18 protein-coding genes are annotated in these 15697 nt (G+C 75.0%); 7 read left to right on the top strand and 11 right to left on the bottom strand.

The window, feature by feature from the left end; all coding sequences use genetic code 11:
* Together IR158_RS04565 and coxB are read right to left on the bottom strand one after the other, a co-directional pair.
* The coding region (locus IR158_RS04565) for a cbb3-type cytochrome c oxidase subunit I (protein ID WP_291810122.1) at nt 1-286 on the bottom strand (286 nt) is incomplete at its 3' end.
* Nucleotides 286-1155, bottom strand: coding sequence for a cytochrome c oxidase subunit II (coxB, locus tag IR158_RS04560; RefSeq protein ID WP_291810120.1), 870 nt, complete (start codon nt 1153-1155; stop codon nt 286-288). The genes coxB and IR158_RS04565, both read right to left, overlap by 1 nt.
* 213 nt (nt 1156-1368) lie before the next feature.
* Here coxB and IR158_RS04555 point away from each other — a divergent pair, with 213 nt between their 5' ends.
* Complete coding sequence (locus IR158_RS04555) at nt 1369-2532, top strand: aminotransferase class V-fold PLP-dependent enzyme (RefSeq protein WP_291810119.1); 1164 nt, start codon at nt 1369-1371, stop codon at nt 2530-2532.
* A gap of 79 nt (nt 2533-2611) precedes the next feature.
* Here the strand turns inward: IR158_RS04555 and erpA are convergent, their stop codons facing one another.
* Together erpA and IR158_RS04545 are read right to left on the bottom strand one after the other, a co-directional pair.
* Nucleotides 2612-2962 carry an iron-sulfur cluster insertion protein ErpA gene (gene erpA / locus IR158_RS04550; RefSeq protein WP_291810117.1) on the bottom strand — a complete coding sequence of 117 codons (351 nt, stop codon included), beginning with the start codon at nt 2960-2962 and terminating at the stop codon, nt 2612-2614.
* A gap of 73 nt (nt 2963-3035) precedes the next feature.
* The gene (locus tag IR158_RS04545) at nt 3036-4310 is read right to left on the bottom strand and encodes a glycerate kinase (RefSeq protein ID WP_366928407.1); all 1275 of its coding nucleotides are present in this window, start codon (nt 4308-4310) and stop codon (nt 3036-3038) included.
* Nucleotides 4311-4408: 98 nt separating this feature from the next.
* Between IR158_RS04545 and nadA the strand changes: the two genes are divergently transcribed.
* The 3 genes from nadA to IR158_RS04530 are packed head-to-tail and all read left to right on the top strand — an operon-like array spanning nt 4409 to nt 6810.
* Nucleotides 4409-5605 carry a quinolinate synthase NadA gene (nadA, locus tag IR158_RS04540; RefSeq protein ID WP_291810115.1) on the top strand — a complete coding sequence of 399 codons (1197 nt, stop codon included), beginning with the start codon at nt 4409-4411 and terminating at the stop codon, nt 5603-5605.
* Nucleotides 5606-5637: 32 nt separating this feature from the next.
* Complete coding sequence (locus IR158_RS04535; protein WP_291810111.1) at nt 5638-6237, top strand: DJ-1/PfpI family protein; 600 nt, start codon at nt 5638-5640, stop codon at nt 6235-6237.
* Nucleotides 6238-6291: 54 nt separating this feature from the next.
* A complete protein-coding gene (locus IR158_RS04530; protein WP_291810108.1) occupies nt 6292-6810 on the top strand; it encodes a thioesterase family protein in 519 nt (172 codons plus the stop codon).
* Nucleotides 6811-6861: 51 nt separating this feature from the next.
* Here IR158_RS04530 and IR158_RS04525 read toward each other — a convergent pair whose 3' ends face one another.
* On the bottom strand, nt 6862-8256 hold the full coding sequence (locus IR158_RS04525) for a dipeptidase (RefSeq protein ID WP_291810105.1): 1395 nt from the start codon (nt 8254-8256) through the stop codon (nt 6862-6864).
* Nucleotides 8257-8288: 32 nt separating this feature from the next.
* Here IR158_RS04525 and IR158_RS04520 point away from each other — a divergent pair, with 32 nt between their 5' ends.
* Entirely contained in the window at nt 8289-8888 is a 600-nt protein-coding gene (locus tag IR158_RS04520) for a DUF3043 domain-containing protein (RefSeq protein WP_291810102.1), read from the top strand.
* A gap of 19 nt (nt 8889-8907) precedes the next feature.
* Here IR158_RS04520 and IR158_RS04515 read toward each other — a convergent pair whose 3' ends face one another.
* Nucleotides 8908-9702 carry a hypothetical protein gene (locus IR158_RS04515; protein ID WP_291810099.1) on the bottom strand — a complete coding sequence of 265 codons (795 nt, stop codon included), beginning with the start codon at nt 9700-9702 and terminating at the stop codon, nt 8908-8910.
* 34 nt (nt 9703-9736) lie between these two features.
* Nucleotides 9737-10390, bottom strand: coding sequence for a hypothetical protein (locus IR158_RS04510; protein ID WP_291810095.1), 654 nt, complete (start codon nt 10388-10390; stop codon nt 9737-9739).
* A gap of 188 nt (nt 10391-10578) precedes the next feature.
* Between IR158_RS04510 and IR158_RS04505 the strand changes: the two genes are divergently transcribed.
* Complete coding sequence (locus IR158_RS04505; protein WP_291810092.1) at nt 10579-12027, top strand: PLP-dependent aminotransferase family protein; 1449 nt, start codon at nt 10579-10581, stop codon at nt 12025-12027.
* A gap of 3 nt (nt 12028-12030) precedes the next feature.
* Here the strand turns inward: IR158_RS04505 and IR158_RS04500 are convergent, their stop codons facing one another.
* The 4 genes from IR158_RS04500 to IR158_RS04485 are packed head-to-tail and all read right to left on the bottom strand — an operon-like array spanning nt 12031 to nt 14114.
* A complete protein-coding gene (locus IR158_RS04500; protein ID WP_291810089.1) occupies nt 12031-12246 on the bottom strand; it encodes a hypothetical protein in 216 nt (71 codons plus the stop codon).
* Nucleotides 12243-13298, bottom strand: a complete 1056-nt coding sequence (locus IR158_RS04495) for a quinone-dependent dihydroorotate dehydrogenase (protein ID WP_291810086.1) — start codon at nt 13296-13298, stop codon at nt 12243-12245. Before IR158_RS04495 ends, IR158_RS04500 begins: the two co-directional genes overlap by 4 nt.
* Nucleotides 13299-13303: 5 nt before the next feature.
* Nucleotides 13304-13756, bottom strand: coding sequence for a hypothetical protein (locus IR158_RS04490; protein ID WP_291810085.1), 453 nt, complete (start codon nt 13754-13756; stop codon nt 13304-13306).
* 1 nt (nt 13757) lies between these two features.
* Nucleotides 13758-14114, bottom strand: coding sequence for a hypothetical protein (locus IR158_RS04485; protein WP_291810082.1), 357 nt, complete (start codon nt 14112-14114; stop codon nt 13758-13760).
* A gap of 80 nt (nt 14115-14194) precedes the next feature.
* On the opposite strand from IR158_RS04485, the gene IR158_RS04480 reads away from it, so the two are divergent.
* Nucleotides 14195-15676 (top strand): leucyl aminopeptidase, encoded by a 1482-nt coding sequence (locus IR158_RS04480; RefSeq protein ID WP_291810079.1) that lies wholly within the window; start codon nt 14195-14197, stop codon nt 15674-15676.
* Nucleotides 15677-15697: the final 21 nt, after the last annotated feature.

Raw genomic sequence — 15697 nt, 5'->3', positions numbered from 1 at the left:
CCGCGAACAGTGGCGTGGCGAACAGCAGCAGCATGATCGTGCCGTGCATCGTGAACGCCTGGTTGTACTGCTCCTTGGACTGGAACAGGTCCATCCCGGGCTGGAAGAGCTCGGCGCGGATCAGCAGCGCGAGGATGCCGCCGACCGCGAACCAGATGAACGACGTGATCAGGTACAGGTACCCGATCGTCTTGTGGTCGGTGGAGGTGATCCACTTCACGACCGTCCGTCCCAGCGTCTGCCGCCGGGGTGACAGGCCGGGGATGACCTCGGTGTGCGCCGCCATCAGTGCTCGTCCTCCGCCACGTCGTTCAGGTCCTGGAGCCGGCTGTACTCGAGGCCGAGTGCGCCCGTCTGTCCACGCTCACGCAGCTGCTCCATCTGCGCGTCGTACTCCTCCTGGGAGACGACCTCGACGTTGAACAGCATCGACGAGTGCTCCTCACCGCAGAGCTCGGCGCACTTGCCGCGGTACACGCCCTCGCGCGTCGGCGTGACCTGGAAGGTGTTGGTGTGCCCGGGGATCATGTCCTGCTTGTAGAGGAACTCCGGGATCCAGAAGGAGTGGATGACGTCGCGCGCGTCCAGCGTGAACTCGACGCGCTGGTCGACCGGCAGGTAGAGCGTGACCTGCTCGCCCAGCGCGGCCGGGTCGGTGCCGATGTCCTCCGCGTGCTGGCCGGTCTCGTAGACGTCCTCGTCGAGGTAGTTGAAGTCCCAGCTCCACTGCTTGCCGACGACCTGGATGTTCACGTCCGGCTCCGCCGAGGTGTCCTGCAGCGCGAGGGTGTCCTCGTTGGTGTGGTAGAAGAGCACGCCCACCATGACGACCGGCAGCAGGATGTACATGATCTCGAGGGGGACGTGGTACCGCAGCTGCACGGGCAGCGTGTGGTCGTCCTTGCGCTTGCGGTACACCGCGACGCACCACAGGATCAGGCCCCACGTGATGGCACCGACCGCGAGCGCGGCGATCCACGAGCCCACCCAGAGCGAGACCACCCGACCGGTCTGGTCGGTGACCTCCTGGTCGGAGTAGCCGGGGAGCCAGCCTCGCTGGACCGACTCGGAGCAGCCGCTGAGCACGAGCACGAACGCCGTGGCCAGCACGGCGACGGCGGCGCGCCGGATACGGCGGGGGGGAACCGGGTGCACGGGGAACCTTCCACTCACGTCCCTGCGACGACGGCCCGTGCCTGGGCGCGCAGCCGTGTGGGACCTTCGTCCTCGACCGGGTCAGCGTAGCGCGCCGTGGCGGGCCTCACGTGCTGCGGCGCACGTTTGACGACGTGGTGTCAGCACCGTCACACCGACGGCCGTGCCGGGGCGACGCCGACGTGCCGTCGCCGACGGCGCTAGCGTGCCCGAGTGAGCTCTCCTCCCCTCCGCCCACCCGCCGCACGCGCGGCACGGGTCGTGCTCGACGTCTCCGGCCACGCCCCGCTGCGGGCGACCGCCCGCACGGCCCTGCTGGAGGCGCTCGACCAGGGCTGGGCGGACCCGCGCCGGCTGTTCGCAGAGGGCCGACGTGCGCGGATGCTCCTGGACGGCGCGCGCGAGGCGCTCGCGGCGTCCCTGGGTGCCCGCCCCGACGAGCTCGACCTCGTCCCCACCCACACGCTCGCGCTGCACGGCGCCCTCCGCTCCGTCGCCCGCGGCCGGCGCAGGGCGGGCACGGACGTCGTCGTGGGCGCCGTCGAGCGCGCCGCCCTGCACCACGCGGCCGCGTTCGTCGCCGGGCGCGGCGGCGGCGAGGTGCGCACCGTGGGGGCGGACGCGTACGGCCGGGTCGACCCCGAGCTCTTCGCCGCCAGCGTCGGCGTGGACGCGGCCGTGGCGGTGCTGCAGCACGCGAACGGCGAGGTGGGGACCCGCCAGCCGGTCGACGAGGTGCACGAGGCGATGCGCCGCGCGGGCGTCCCCCTGCTGGTCGACGTGGGCGCCAGCGTCGGGCACGTCGACGTCGGCCGCGCCGGGGACGTGATGGTCGCCGACGCGGGCGACTGGGGCGGTCCGCCGCTGGGGGTCGTGGTGACGCGTACGGGCGTGCGTCGCAGCCCCGACTGGCCGGAGGACGACGACCGGTGGTCCCCCGGCGGCGTCCACGTCCCCGTCGCGCTCGCCGCCGCGGTCGCGCTGCAGGAGGCCGTGGCGCGACGAGCCGCGGCGGACGTGCACCGTCGTGCGCTCGTCGACGTGGTCCGCCACCGCGTCGCGGCGGAGGTGCCCGACGTCCAGGTCGTCGGGGACCCGGTCGACCGGTTGCCGCACGTCGTGACGTTCTCGTGCCTCTACGTCGACGGGGAGGCGATCGTCGACCGTCTCGACCGGGCCGGGTTCGGCGTCGGGTCGGGGTCCGCGTGCACGTCGAGCACCCTCGAGCCGAGCCACGTGCTCGCGGCCATGGGCGTGCTCACCCAGGGCAACGTGCGGCTGAGCCTGCCGTCCGACGTGGACGCGGGCGACGTCCACCGGTTCTGCGACGTGCTGCCGGGCGCGGTGGCCGAGGTGCGCGCCGCACTGGGCGCCTGACCTCCCCGCCGGCGCCCCCGGACGCGCACGGGCCCGCACCCGAGGGGTGCGGGCCCGTGGGAGCGGGACGTGCGTGGCGTCAGCTGAAGGAGCCGCCGCACGCGCAGGCGCTACCGGCGTTCGGGTTGTCGATCGTGAAGCCCTGCTTCTCGATCGTGTCCGCGAAGTCGATGGTGGCACCGTCGAGGTACGGCACGCTCATGCGGTCGACGACCACCTCGACGCCGTCGTAGTCGCGCGTCGCGTCCCCGTCGAGCAGACGCTCGTCGAAGTACAGCTGGTAGATCAGGCCCGAGCAGCCTCCGGGCTGCACGGCCACGCGCAGGCGCAGGTCGTCGCGCCCCTCCTGCTCGAGGAGGCTGCGCACCTTGCCGGCAGCCACCTCGGTGAGCTGGACGCCGTGCGTCGCGGTCTGCGTGGTCTCGCTCATGTCACTCCCGGGTTCGCCAGAACGTTCGTCGACGACGCCAACACCGTCGCTCGGACCGTTGTTCCCGACCAGCCTACGCTCCGCCGCGCGAGGCGTCCGGTGCGGCCGGGGCGGACGTCGACGGACCACCCTGCGGCCCCGCCACGTCGCGCCGGGGCGACCACGTGCGCGCGACGCGCGACGTGCGGGCACGCAGCGTGCCGACCGGGTCGCCGAGCGCTGCCCGGACGGCATCCGGGCCGTCCGCCACCGCGTAGGCGGCGGTCACACCGGCGGCCGACAGCTCGCGACGACCCACGAGGACCTCGCCCGAGACGACCACGACCGGCACGGCGAAGGGCAGGGCGCGCGCGGCGACCTCGGCCACGACCTTGCCGTGCAGCGACTGCCAGTCGGTGCGTCCCTCGCCGGTGACGACGAGGTCGTGCGCGGCGATGCGTCCCGGCAGGTCGACCGCGTCCGCGACCAGGCGCGCCCCGGGCAGCAGCCGCGCACCGAGCAGCGCGAGGGCGAACCCCAGGCCGCCCGCCGCACCGGCGCCCGGCAGCGCGGACAACCGGCCGGCACGCGCGTCCGTGGCACCGAGCAGGTCGGCGCCCGGTCCGGTGCGCAGGGGCCCGGCGGCGGTCGTCGCGGCGTGCGCGAACGCACCGAGCGCACGCTCGAGGTCCTGCGCCTGCTGCGGCGTCGCACCCTTCTGCGGGGAGAATCCCGCCGACGCGCCCTGCAGCCCCAGCAGCGGCACGTCGACGTCCACCGCGGCCAGGAGGTCCACCGTCCGCAGGGCGGCCCGCAGGTCCGGCAGCCAGCGCAGGTCGTCCGCGCCGATGTCACCCAGCGCCCCGCCCCCGCTGCTCAGCCGCGCGGCGACCTCCGGTGCCACCGAGCCCGCAGGGAGCAGGGCGTCCGCGAGCGCGGCGAGGAGGCCGGCCCCTGCGTCGTTGGTGGCGGACCCGCCGAGCCCCACGACGACCCGGTGCGCGCCCGGCAGCGCCGCCGCGAGCAGCTCGCCCGCGCCGACGCTCGTGGTCCGTGTCGGATCACGCAGGTCGGGCGGCACCAGAGCCAGCCCGAGGGCGTGCGCGGACTCCAGGTGGACGGTCGTACCGACGCGCAGCAGCGCGGCCGGTGCCGGCTCACCGACGGGCGAGGTCACCGTCACGGGCTCGAGGTCGCCGCCGAGCGTGGCGTGCAGCGTCGCGACGAAACCCGGTCCCCCATCGGCCAGCGGGCACACGTCCACGGTGTCGTGCGGTGCCCCGTCCGCCCAGCCGGCGCGCAGCACGGCGGCCGCCTCGGCAGGTGTGAGGCTGGTGCCGAAACCGTCGGGGGCCATCAGGACGCGCACGCCCCGATGGTGGCACGTGCCGGGTGCCACCGGGACCACCGACGGTCGGGCGCCGGGCGCTCCTGCCGCGTGCCGGGGCCCTGTGGGATCATTCCGCCGTGAGCACCCCCACCGGCACGTTCACCGAGCCCGCCCCGTCGGCCCTGCTGCTGCTCGGCCGCGGCGTGGACCTGGCCTCCGAGCGCGGCGTCGAGTGCGTCGGCGCCCTGCCCGAGCCGGGCGACCCCACGCTGGTCGCCCGCGCCCGCGCGGCACGCGCGGCCCTCGGTGACCGCGCCTTCGTCCTCGGGCACCACTACCAGCGCGACGAGGTCATCGCGTTCGCCGACGTGACGGGTGACTCGTTCAAGCTCGCCCGCGAGGCGGCGGCGCGGCCGGACGCGGAGTTCGTCGTGTTCTGCGGCGTGCACTTCATGGCGGAGTCGGCCGACATCCTCACCTCGGACACGCAGCAGGTCGTGCTGCCCGATCTGGCGGCCGGGTGCTCGATGGCCGACATGGCGGCGATCGACCAGGTCGAGGACGCCTGGGACGTGCTCGTCGACGCCGGGGTCGCGCAGGACACGGTCCCGGTGACGTACATGAACTCGACCGCCGCCATCAAGGCGTTCACGGGTCGCCACGGCGGCACGGTGTGCACGTCGTCCAACGCCCACGTCGCGCTGCGGTGGGCGTTCGAGAAGGTCGGCGGCGTCGACGGCCGCGGCAAGGTGCTGTTCATGCCGGACCAGCACCTCGGCCGCAACACGGCCGTGACCCGCCTCGGCCTGTCGCTCGACGACTGCGTGGTCTTCGACCCCCGCAAGCCCGGCGGTGGCGTCACGGCGCAGCAGCTGCGGGACGCGCGGATGATCCTGTGGCGCGGGCACTGCTCGGTGCACGGCCGGTTCTCGGTGCGCAACGTCACCGACATCAGGGCCGCCGTGCCCGGCGTGACGGTCCTGGTGCACCCCGAGTGCACGCACGAGGTCGTCACCGCAGCCGACATGGTCGGGTCGACGGAGTACATCATCCAGGCCCTCGACGCGGCCGAGCCCGGGACGTCGTGGGCCATCGGCACCGAGCTCAACCTCGTCCGGCGGCTCGCGACGCAGCACCCGGAGCTCTCGGTGCACTACCTCGACTCCACGGTGTGCTTCTGCTCGACCATGAACCGGATCGACCTGCCGCACCTCGTCTGGGCGCTCGAGTCGCTCGTCGAGGGCCGCGTCCCCAACCGGATCGTGGTCGACCCGGACGACGCCCACTGGGCACGCGTCGCGCTCGACCAGATGCTGGCGCTGCCGGGGATCTGACCGCTCCGCTCACCGACCGACGAGGAGAAGCGATGCCGACCAGCTCCCCGCTGCGGGTAGGTCTGCTCGTGTTCGACGACGTGGAGGAGCTCGACGTCGTCGGCCCGTGGGAGGTGCTCGCGGCGTGGGCGCGGCACAGCCCGCTGCGCCCCGACGTCCTGACCTTCTCGGCCGACGGGGCCGGGGTGCGCTGCGCGAAGGGGCTGCGACTCGTGCCCGACACGAGCGCCGAGGACGTCGGCCCGCTCACGGTGCTCGTCCACCCCGGCGGCCCCGGCACGCGTGCGCTGATGGCCGACGAGCAGCACCTCGCCTGGGTGCGGGCGATGCGGGCCCGCACGCCGCTGATGACGAGCGTGTGCACGGGGGCGCTCGTCTACGCCGCCGCGGGCCTCCTGACGGCCCGGCCGGCGACGACGCACCACGCCAGCCTCGACGCCCTCGCGACGGCCGACCCGACCGTGCTCGTGGACGTCGACGCGCGGTACGTGGACGACGGCGACGTCGTCACGTCGGCCGGCGTGTCGGCAGGGATCGACATGGCGCTGCACCTGGTCGCCCGCCTGGAGTCCCGCGACGCCGCGCGGGGCGTGCGACGGGGCATCCAGTACGACCCGGCCCCGCCCGTCTGACCGCCGCTCGGGTCCGCCCGTCCACCCGTCGGTAACGTACCGACCGTGTCCCGGATGCTGCAGCTCGCCCTCGTCACCCTCCGTCCACGCCCCGCCGTCGCCGGACGGGACCTGCTCGACCCCTCCGTCACGCACCTGCGGGTCCGGCTCGGCGACCTCGACCTGTACCGGCACGTCAACAACGGGGTGTACCTGCAGTACATGGACCTCGGCCGGTCCAACTACCTCGCCGACCTCGGGGCGTTCGGCAGGCTCTCCGCACGGGGCTGGTATCCGGTCGTCGCCGCGTCGACGGTGACGTACCGCCGCTCCCTGACGCTCGGCCAGCGGTTCACGGTCACGAGCCGGGTGCTCGGGTGGGACGGCCGCGTCGTCTACCTCGAGCAGGTCGTCGAGCGCGACGGGCAGCTCGTCGCGCGTGGCTGGGTCGCCGGCCGGTTCCTGTCCCGTGCCGGCGACCGCATCGCCCCGGCCGACGTGGTGTCCGCGATCGACGGCGGCACCCGCGAGAGCCCTGCACTGCCCGAGGACCTCGCCACCTGGGCTCGCGCCGTCGACGTGGCGCACCGCTGACGCCAGCACGAGCCCTGCGCCCGGCCACCGTCGACCGGGTTCGGTCCGCGCTCAGGCGCGGGGCGTCAGCACCTCCAGCAGGAGCGCCTCGGCGAGCACCACGCGCTCGAGCTCACCCAGGTGCACCGACTCGTTCGCGCCGTGGGCGCGCGAGTCGGGGTCCTCGACGCCGGTGACGAGGATCGTCGCGTCGGGGTAGACGTCCAGCAGGTCGCTGATGAACGGGATCGAGCCGCCGACGCCGATGTCGACGGGCGGGGTGCCCCACGACGTGCCCATGGCCCAGCGCGCGGCCCGCATCCCGGACGAGTCGGCCGGCGCCTGGAACGGCCGGCCCTGCTCCCCCTCGTGCACGGTGACGCGCGCACCGAACGGCGCGTGCGTCAGCAGGTGCTCCCGCACGGCGGACATCGCCGCCGCCGGGTCCTGCCCGGGCGCGAGACGCACCGAGAGCTTGGCGGACGCGCGCGGTGTGAGGGTGTTCGAGGCGCCGGCGACGCGGGGCGCGTCCAGACCGATCACCCCGATCGACGGGCGCGTCCACAGGCGTGCCGTCAACGGACCGGTCCCGGCCAGCCGGACACCCTCGAGGACGCCGGCGTCGGCCCGCAGGTCGGCCTCGTCGTAGTCGACCTGCGGGTCGGCGGCGTGCACCAGGCCGGCGACCGCGACGTCGCCGTGCTCGTCGTGCAGGGTCGTGATCAGGCGGGCCAGCAGCGTCGGTGCGTCGAGCAGCGGGCCGCCGAACATGCCCGAGTGGACGGCGTGGTCGAGGACCTCGACGTCGACCACGAGGTCGACCAGGCCGCGCAGCGACGTGGTCAGGCCGGGCACGCCCACCTTCCAGTTCGACGAGTCGGCCACGACGATGACGTCGGCGGCGAGCAGGTCACGGTGCGCGTGCAGGAAGTCCACGAACGTCGGGGACCCGATCTCCTCCTCGCCCTCGACGAAGACGGTCACACCGACCCCGAGCTCGTCACCCAGCGCGCGCAGCGCACCCACGTGCGCCACGACGCCGGCCTTGTCGTCCGCGGCGCCGCGGCCGTACAGCCGCTCGCCGCGCTGCGTCGGCTCGAAGGGCTCCGTGGACCAGTGCGCGTCCTCCCCCGGCGGCTGCACGTCGTGATGGGCGTACAGCAGCACGGTCGGCGCACCGGCGGGTGCCGGACGACGCGCGACGACCGCGGGCGCACCGGTCGCGCCGTCGGGGCCCGTGACGCGCAGCACGTCCACCTGGGGCATCCCCGCGTCGGCCAGCAGGCGCGCCACGGCAGCGGCCGACGCCTCGACGTGCGCCTGGTCGAACTCGGCGTTCGAGACGCTCGGGATGCGCACGAGCGCCTCGAGGTCGGCACGGACGCCGGCGAACTGCGCCGCGACGCGCTCGCGCAGCGTCGCGACCCGCTCGTCGGTCAGGGCGGGGACAGGATCGGTGGTGGTCACGTCGTACGACGCTACTCGACTACCCTGGAGGAGTGTTCGGACGCAAGCAGGATCCCCCGCTGACCGTCGACGCGCCCGTCGTCGACGAGCCGCCGCAGCCCACTCCCTCCGGCAAGGGCCGCCCCACGCCGAAGCGCAAGGAGGCGGAGGCCCGCAACAAGCGTCCCCTCGTGCCCGCGGACCGTCGCGCCGCCGCGAAGGACGCGCGCGCCAAGGCCCGCGTCCAGCGTGACCTGGAGTACCAGGCGATGCGCAACGGCGACGAGCGGCACATGCCGGCGCGCGACCGGGGCCCGGTGCGCCGCTACGTGCGCGACACCGTCGACGCGCGGCGGAACCTGGGCGAGTTCTTCCTGCCGTTCGCCGCGTTGTGCCTCGTCCTGCAGTTCCTGACCGCGCGCGGTGCGCCGGTCGTCGCGTTGGTCTCGCTCGTGGTGCTGTACGTCTACATCCTCGCCTCGATGATCGACGCGTGGCTCATGTGGCGCAGCCTGAAGAAGCGCCTGGCCGCGAAGTTCGGCGACGCTGCACTGCCCCGCGGTCTGACGATGTACGCGGTGATGCGTGCGTTCCAGGTGCGGCCGTCCAGGCTCCCGAAGCCCCAGGTCAAGCACGGGCAGCACCCGGCCTGACGAGGAGCGCCCGCGCGGGTCAGCCCGCGCAGGCCCGGACGGCCTGGAGCACGAGGAACCCGACGAACAGCAGCGGCACGATCGGCGGGATGCCGCTGCGCCGCGCGGGCTGCTCGGTGGCCGGGCGCGCCGGCTCGCGTGCCGCCTGCCCGGCGCTCGACGGTCGCGACGGCGCACCGCCCACGGGCACCCAGCGGTGGTCCGGGGTGAGCACATGTCCGTTGACGACGTCACCGACCCGGTACGTGCGGCGGGCCGGCGCCGCGGCACCCTGCGCGGCGGTCGCACCGCTGCCCTGCGCCCGCGCGGCGTCGACCTGACGCGCCCGCTCGGACGCGCGCCCGGCCGCCGCGCGCGCGTCGGCGGCGCGGTTCTGGGTCGCCCGCTGCTCCGCCGACGCCTCCTGCGACACCGCCCGCCGGTCGGCCGCCGCACGTTCCGCGGCGAGCCGATGCTCGGCTGCCCGGCGTGCGGAGCGCTGCGCGGCCGACTGCTCGCCACCTGCGCCCGTGCCCGCAGCCGGCTGCGGCGCCTGCCGGCGCGAGGGCTCGCCGGCCGCCCGCCCGCGCACCCGCGACTCGAGAGGGACCCACTCGCCGTCCGGGGTCAGCACGTACCCGTCCACGACGTCGCCTGCCACGTACGGCTCGACCGGCGTGCGTCGCAGCGGGACCCAGGTCAGGTCGGTGCGGAGCATGTGCCCGTCGACGACGTCACCGATCCGGTAGGGCGATCCCCCGGTCGGCGAGAGGCGCACCCACTCCCCCGACGAGGCCAGCTCGAAGCCGTCCACCACCGCACCGACCGTGTACATGACCCTCCTCGACGACACCCTTCCAGGCGGCAGGCTACCGCTCGGTCGGCACCGTCAGTCGCGGCAGCAGCACGTGCACGAGCGGTCCGATCGCCAGCGCGTAGGCGAGGGTGCCGACACCCACCGTGCCCCCGAGCGCCCACCCCGCCGCCACGACGACGACCTCGATCGCGCCTCGCACCAGCCGGACCGGTCGACCGGTCCGCGCGACCAGCCCCGTCATCAGCCCGTCGCGCGGACCGGGGCCGAGACGCGCGCCCACGTACAGCCCGGTCGCCAGCGCGTTGACACCGATCCCGAGCACGACCATCGCACCGCGGACGGCGAGCGGCAGCGACTCGGGCAGCATGCCCGCGAGCGCGAGGAACGGGTCCACCAGCGCGCCGATCACCAGCACGTTGGCCACGGTGCCGACCCCGGGACGCTGACGCAGCGGCACCCAGCACGCGAGGACGACGAGCGAGACCGCGACGGTAGCGGTCCCGAACGTCCAACCGACCACGCGCGCGACGCCCTGGCTGAGCACGTCCCAGGGTGTCGACCCGAGCGCCGGGTGGACGAGCAGCGCGATGGAGGCGGCGTACAGGACGAGCCCGGCACCGAGCTGCGCACCGCGACGCGCACCGGCGCGACCGCGGGGCACCGCCCGGCCCGCGGTCCGCAGGCCGTCCGGGGCGGGCCTCACCACGTCGGGCCACGCTCGCCACGGGGGCGGCTGGGCGGCGGCGGCCGATGGCCGAGCCCGTCGCCGCGCACGCACCGGACGAGGGCCCTGAGCACGAGCGCGAGAGGGAGACAGACCACGATCCACAGCATGGCTCTACTCTCGCGACCAATGGCCTTGTCATCCATAGCCACTTCGTCGAGAGTGGACCTATGTCGGTGAACGTGGATCGTCGCGTCAACGGAGCGCAGCTCCGGGCGCTGCTCGGGTCGTGGCAGCACCACGGCCCCGCCTACCAGTCGCTGGCCGACGCGCTGCGCGGGCTCACGCGCTCCGGGACGCTGCCGCTCGCGACCAGGTTGCCCGGCGAGCGCGAGGTCGCCGAGGCGCTGGGCCTGTCGCGCACCACCGTCACCGCCGCCTACGACCTGCTGCGCGACGAGGGATTCCTCGTCAGCCGGCGCGGGTCGGGAACCGTGACGACCCTGCCGTCGCACGCGGGCGACCGGGCGCCGACCCGGCTGGGCACCGTCGAGGACGGGATCGTCGACATGTCGGCAGCAGCGCCACCGGCGCCGCCCCAGCTGGCCGAGGCGTGCGCCGCCGCCCTCGACGCGCTCCCCCGCCACTCGACCGGCGCGGGCTACCTCCCGCTCGGCCTGCCCGAGCTGCGGGCGGCGATCGCGGAGCGCTACACGCGCCGGGGCGTGCCCACCACGCCCGACCAGGTCCTCGTCACCACCGGCGGGCAGCAGGCGATCCACCTCCTGGCCGGTGCGTTCGCCGGCCCCGGCGACCGTACGGTCGTCGAGCACCCGACCTACCCGCACGCGATCGACGCGGTCCGCGCGGCCGGCGCCCGACCCGTGCCCGTCCCCGTCACCCGGCACGGGACCGACCTCGAGCTGCTGTCGTCGACGGTGCGCCAGGCCTCACCCCGCCTCGTCTACCTCGTGCCCGACCACCACAACCCGACCGGCACGTCGCTGTCCGCGTCGGACCGTGAGCGCGTGCGGGACCTCGCACGCCGCACCCGCACGGCCGTCGTCGGGGACGAGACGCTCACGGACCTCACGCTCGACGGTCCCGAGCCCGCCCCGTTCGCCGGCGGCACGGCCTCCGACCGGTACGTCGTGTGCGTGGGCTCGGCGTCGAAGTCGTTCTGGGGCGGGCTGCGCGTCGGGTGGGTCCGGGGTCACCCGGACGTCGTCGCGGCACTCGCGCAGCGGCGTGCCCACGTGGACCTGGGCACGTCGGTGCTGGACCAGCTGGTCACGGTGGAGCTGCTCGCGCGGGCCGACGAGGTCCTGGCGCAGCGCCGGGCGGCCGTGCGGGAGCAGCGCGACGCGCTGACCGCGGCGCTCGCCCAGGCCCTGCCGGACTGGCGCGTGCCCGTGCCCGCGGGCGGGCTGTCGACGTGGGTCGACCTCGGGCGCCCCGTCTCGACGGCGCTCGCGGCGCTGGCGCACGGCCACGGCGTGCGCATCGCACCGGGCCCCGCGTTCGGCGTGGACGGCACCTTCGACGACCACCTGCGGGTGCCCTTCTCGCAGCCCGTCGAGGCGCTGCGTCGTGCCGTCGACGGCCTGGCCGCCGCGTGGGCGTCGCTGGGCGGCTCGACCCCCGCCCGGGCACCGGGAGCGCAGCCCGCGCTCGTGTGAGCCTCAGCCGGCGGGCAGCTCGACGCCGGGCGACAGCTCCGTGCCGTCGTTCTGCAGCACGGCGCGGTGCACGCCCTGAGCGGCGAGCGCGCGCCAGTGCTCACCGAGCCACTGCTCGGCCTCGAAACGGGCGAGGAACACCGGGCTGCCGGGGCGTTCGACGTCCGAGCCGTCGGCTGCCACCAGCCGCCACTGCCACCGGGCGCGCGCTGCCGTCATCGGGCACCGACCCTCTGCGCGGAGTCCTGTGCGAGCGCACGGCCGATGCGGGCGGGCAGCGTCGGCCCCTCGTAGATGAAGGCCGTGTAGGCCTGCACGAGGGTCGCGCCGACGGCAAGGTACTCGAGGGCGTCCGCCGGCCCGCTGATCCCGCCGACGCCGATGATCACCGGGTCCGGACCGAGCCGGGTCCGTAGCCGGGCCACCACGTCGAGACCCCGCGGGAGCACCGGCGGACCGGACAGGCCCCCGGGCCCGAGATCGTGGGCGATCGTCGTGTTGACGGCGACGACCCCGTCGAGACCCAGCTCCGTCACGAGGTCCGCGACCGCGTCGACGTCCTCGTCGGACAGGTCGGGAGCGATCTTCACCAGCACCGGCACCGGCGGGAGCCCTGCCCGGGCGGTGGCCTGGCCGGCGGCGTCCCGGGTCGCGGTGAGCACGGGCCGCAGCGCGTCGACCGCCTGCAGGTCGCGCAGCCCGGGCGTGTTCGGGGAGGACACGTTCACGACGAGGTAGTCGGCGTACGGCGCGAGACGCTCTGCGCTCGTCGCGTAGTCGGACGGCGCGTCGGCCGCGGGCGTCACCTTCGTCTTGCCGATGTTGGCGCCGACCACGAGGGCGCGGCCGTGCGGGGTGCTCCGGAGGCGGCGCAGCCGCGCCGCCACCGCCGCCGAGCCCTCGTTGTTGAAGCCCATCCGGTTGCGCAGCGCACGGTCCTCGACCACGCGCCAGAGGCGGGGCCGCTCGTTGCCCGGCTGGGGGTGCGCGGTGACGGTGCCGATCTCGACGAACGCGAACCCGAGCATCGCCAGTCCCTCGACGGCGCGGGCGTTCTTGTCGAACCCCGCCGCCAGGCCGAACCGGCCCGGCAGCGTGCGCCCCCACACCGTGGCCTGCCCGGCGCCCCCGCGGGGCACACGCAGGACGAACGACACCGCCCGGCGCAGCACGGGCACGCGTCCCACGGCGCCGATGAGCGCGAACGCGACCTCGTGCGCACGCTCGGGGTCCATGCGGCGGAAGACCAGGTCGAAGAGGAGCCGGTACACGGCGCTCACCCTACGGCGGGCGGTGCGTCCGCCGGCGGGGTGTCCACGACCGGCGCGCGTCCGGTGCGCCGCAGCCACCACAGGCCGACGAACGGCAGGACGAGCGGCACGTACCCGTACCCGGCCCCGAGCTGCGACCACACCGTCTCGTCCGGGAAGTCCCCGACGTCGACCATCGACAACGTCCCGACGGTCAGGACCCCGAGGAGCTCGAAGCCGACGGCGGCCCACGCCAGCGCCCGGCGGTCGCGCGCGAGCGCGTACGTCGCGACCAGGTAGACGATCCCGGCCACCAGGGAGAGCACGTAGGCGACCGGGGCCTCGTCGAGCTTGGTGCCGACCTGGTAGAGCCCGCGAGCGGTCGCGGCCAGGGCGAGCACGCCGTAGACGGCCACGAGCAGCCGGCCCCCGCCGGTGCCGGTCGGGCGGTGCGCGGACGTCGGCGCCGGCGTCGTCACCTCACGCCGCCCAGATCTGCAGGAGCCGCAGCTCGAGGAAGGCGACGGTCAGCGCCGCGACGAGGAGCACCACCGAGCTCCAGCGCGTCCGCTCCGCGAACGCCCAGGCCGCGGCCACGGGCAGCACGACCAGCTGCGTGACGACGTACCCCCACAGCAGCCAGCCGTCGACCTCCTGGTCACCACGGGCCTGCACGACGGCCAGGACGACCGCCTGCAGCAGCAGCACCCCCTCGACGACGGCGCCACCCCACAGCTGGCGCAGGACGACGGCGCGGTCGGCCACCACGAACCACGTGGCCCAGCCGGCCAGCGCGAGGCACAGCGCCGCCACGAGCAGCGCGAGAGGGAGGAACACGGGTCCAGAACCTACCGTCGCCGATGCGCAGCACGCACAGGTCCCTCGGTCCCCGAGCGTGTCGCCGGTAGCATCGCCCTGTGATCTCGCTGACCTCCTCCGACCCCAGCCAGCTCGACGTCGACGCGGTGGTCGTGGGCGTGCGCGCCCAGGGCACGTCCGTGGTCCCGGTGGGAGCCGACTGGCTCCCGGCGGAGCTGACGCGCCAGATCACGCAGGACGGAGCGCGGCTCGGCATCACCGGCGCGGTCGACGAGGTCCGGCGCCTCCCGGGCGCCGGCCTGCGTGCGGCCACCCTGGTGGTGACGGGGCTCGGTGAGGGTCCCGCCGACACCGCCACGCCGGCGGGCGCCGAGCTGCTGCGACGCGCGAGCGGCGCCGCGACGCGCGAGCTGTCCGGCCTGGGCTCCGTCGCCCTCGCCCTGCCCGCGGACGACGCCGAGGCGGTCGCCGCCGTCGCCGAAGGCGCGCTGCTCGGCGCGTACGTGTACGACCGCTACCACACCCAGGACGCACCGGTCGGCCGCATCGAGGTCGTGACGCCCCTCGCCCGGGACAAGGCGACCCAGGCCGCCGTGGCACGTGCCGAGGTGCTGGCGGCCGCGGTCCACGCGACGCGCGACCTGGTCAACGCCGCGCCCAACGACCTGTTCCCGGAGGCCTTCGCGGACACCGCCAAGGCCGCCGTCAAGGCATCGGGCGCCAAGTCGCTCAAGGTGACGGTGCTCGACGAGAAGGCCCTGGCCGCCGGAGGCTACGGCGGCATCGTCGGTGTCGGCCAGGGCTCGGCGCGCCCGCCGCGTCTCGTCAAGGTCGCCTACTCCCCGGCGAAGGCGTCCGGGCACGTCGCGCTCGTCGGCAAGGGCATCACGTTCGACTCCGGCGGCATCTCCATCAAGCCCGCGGCCGGCATGGAGGCGATGAAGTCGGACATGGCCGGAGCGGCCGCCGTGCTCCACACCGTGGTCGCAGCGGCGCGTCTCGGCCTGCCCGTCGCCGTGACGGGCTGGCTCTGCCTGGCGGAGAACATGCCGTCCGGCACCGCGCAGCGGCCCTCCGACGTCATCACGATCCGGGGCGGCAAGACCGTGGAGGTGCTCAACACCGACGCCGAGGGCCGACTGGTCATGGCCGACGGACTGGTCGCCGCGGTCGAGGAGAAGCCGGACCTCGTCGTCGACATCGCGACGCTCACGGGCGCCCAGGTCGTCGCGCTGGGCCACCGCGTCTCGGCCGTCATGGGGACGGACGAGGCCCGCGCCGAGCTCGTCGACGCGGCGCACGACGCCGGCGAGCAGTTCTGGCCCATGCCGCTCCCGGCGGACCTGCGCGCGGGCCTGAAGTCGAAGGTCGCCGACCTCGCCAACATCGGCGACCGGTTCGGCGGGATGCTCACCGCCGGGATCTTCCTGCAGGAGTTCGTCGGCACGACGCCGTGGGCGCACCTCGACGTCGCGGGCCCCGCGTTCAACGAGCGGACGGCCTTCGGCTACACGCCGGTCGGCGGGACCGGCGTGGGCGTCCGCACTCTCCTGCGCCTGCTGGAGCAGCGGGCGTCCTGAGCGCCGCGCGGCGCGGCGGCC

The organism is Cellulomonas sp. (genome assembly GCF_015234515.1).
GTDB lineage: Bacteria > Actinomycetota > Actinomycetes > Actinomycetales > Cellulomonadaceae > Cellulomonas.
Note: the sequence above shows the minus strand (reverse complement) of the source record. Positions and strands in the feature narration are given on the sequence as shown.

Excerpts from the sequence above, each read along its gene's own strand:
- IR158_RS04505 (WP_291810092.1), top strand. The coding sequence starts at position 10,579 with ATGTCGGTGAACGTGGATCGTCGCGTCAACGGAGCGCAGCTCCGGGCG.
- IR158_RS04515 (WP_291810099.1), bottom strand. The coding sequence starts at position 9,702 with ATGTACACGGTCGGTGCGGTGGTGGACGGCTTCGAGCTGGCCTCGTCG.
- IR158_RS04530 (WP_291810108.1), top strand. The coding sequence starts at position 6,292 with ATGCTGCAGCTCGCCCTCGTCACCCTCCGTCCACGCCCCGCCGTCGCC.
- IR158_RS04535 (WP_291810111.1), top strand. The coding sequence starts at position 5,638 with ATGCCGACCAGCTCCCCGCTGCGGGTAGGTCTGCTCGTGTTCGACGAC.
- IR158_RS04500 (WP_291810089.1), bottom strand. The coding sequence starts at position 12,246 with ATGACGGCAGCGCGCGCCCGGTGGCAGTGGCGGCTGGTGGCAGCCGAC.
- erpA (WP_291810117.1), bottom strand. The coding sequence starts at position 2,962 with ATGAGCGAGACCACGCAGACCGCGACGCACGGCGTCCAGCTCACCGAG.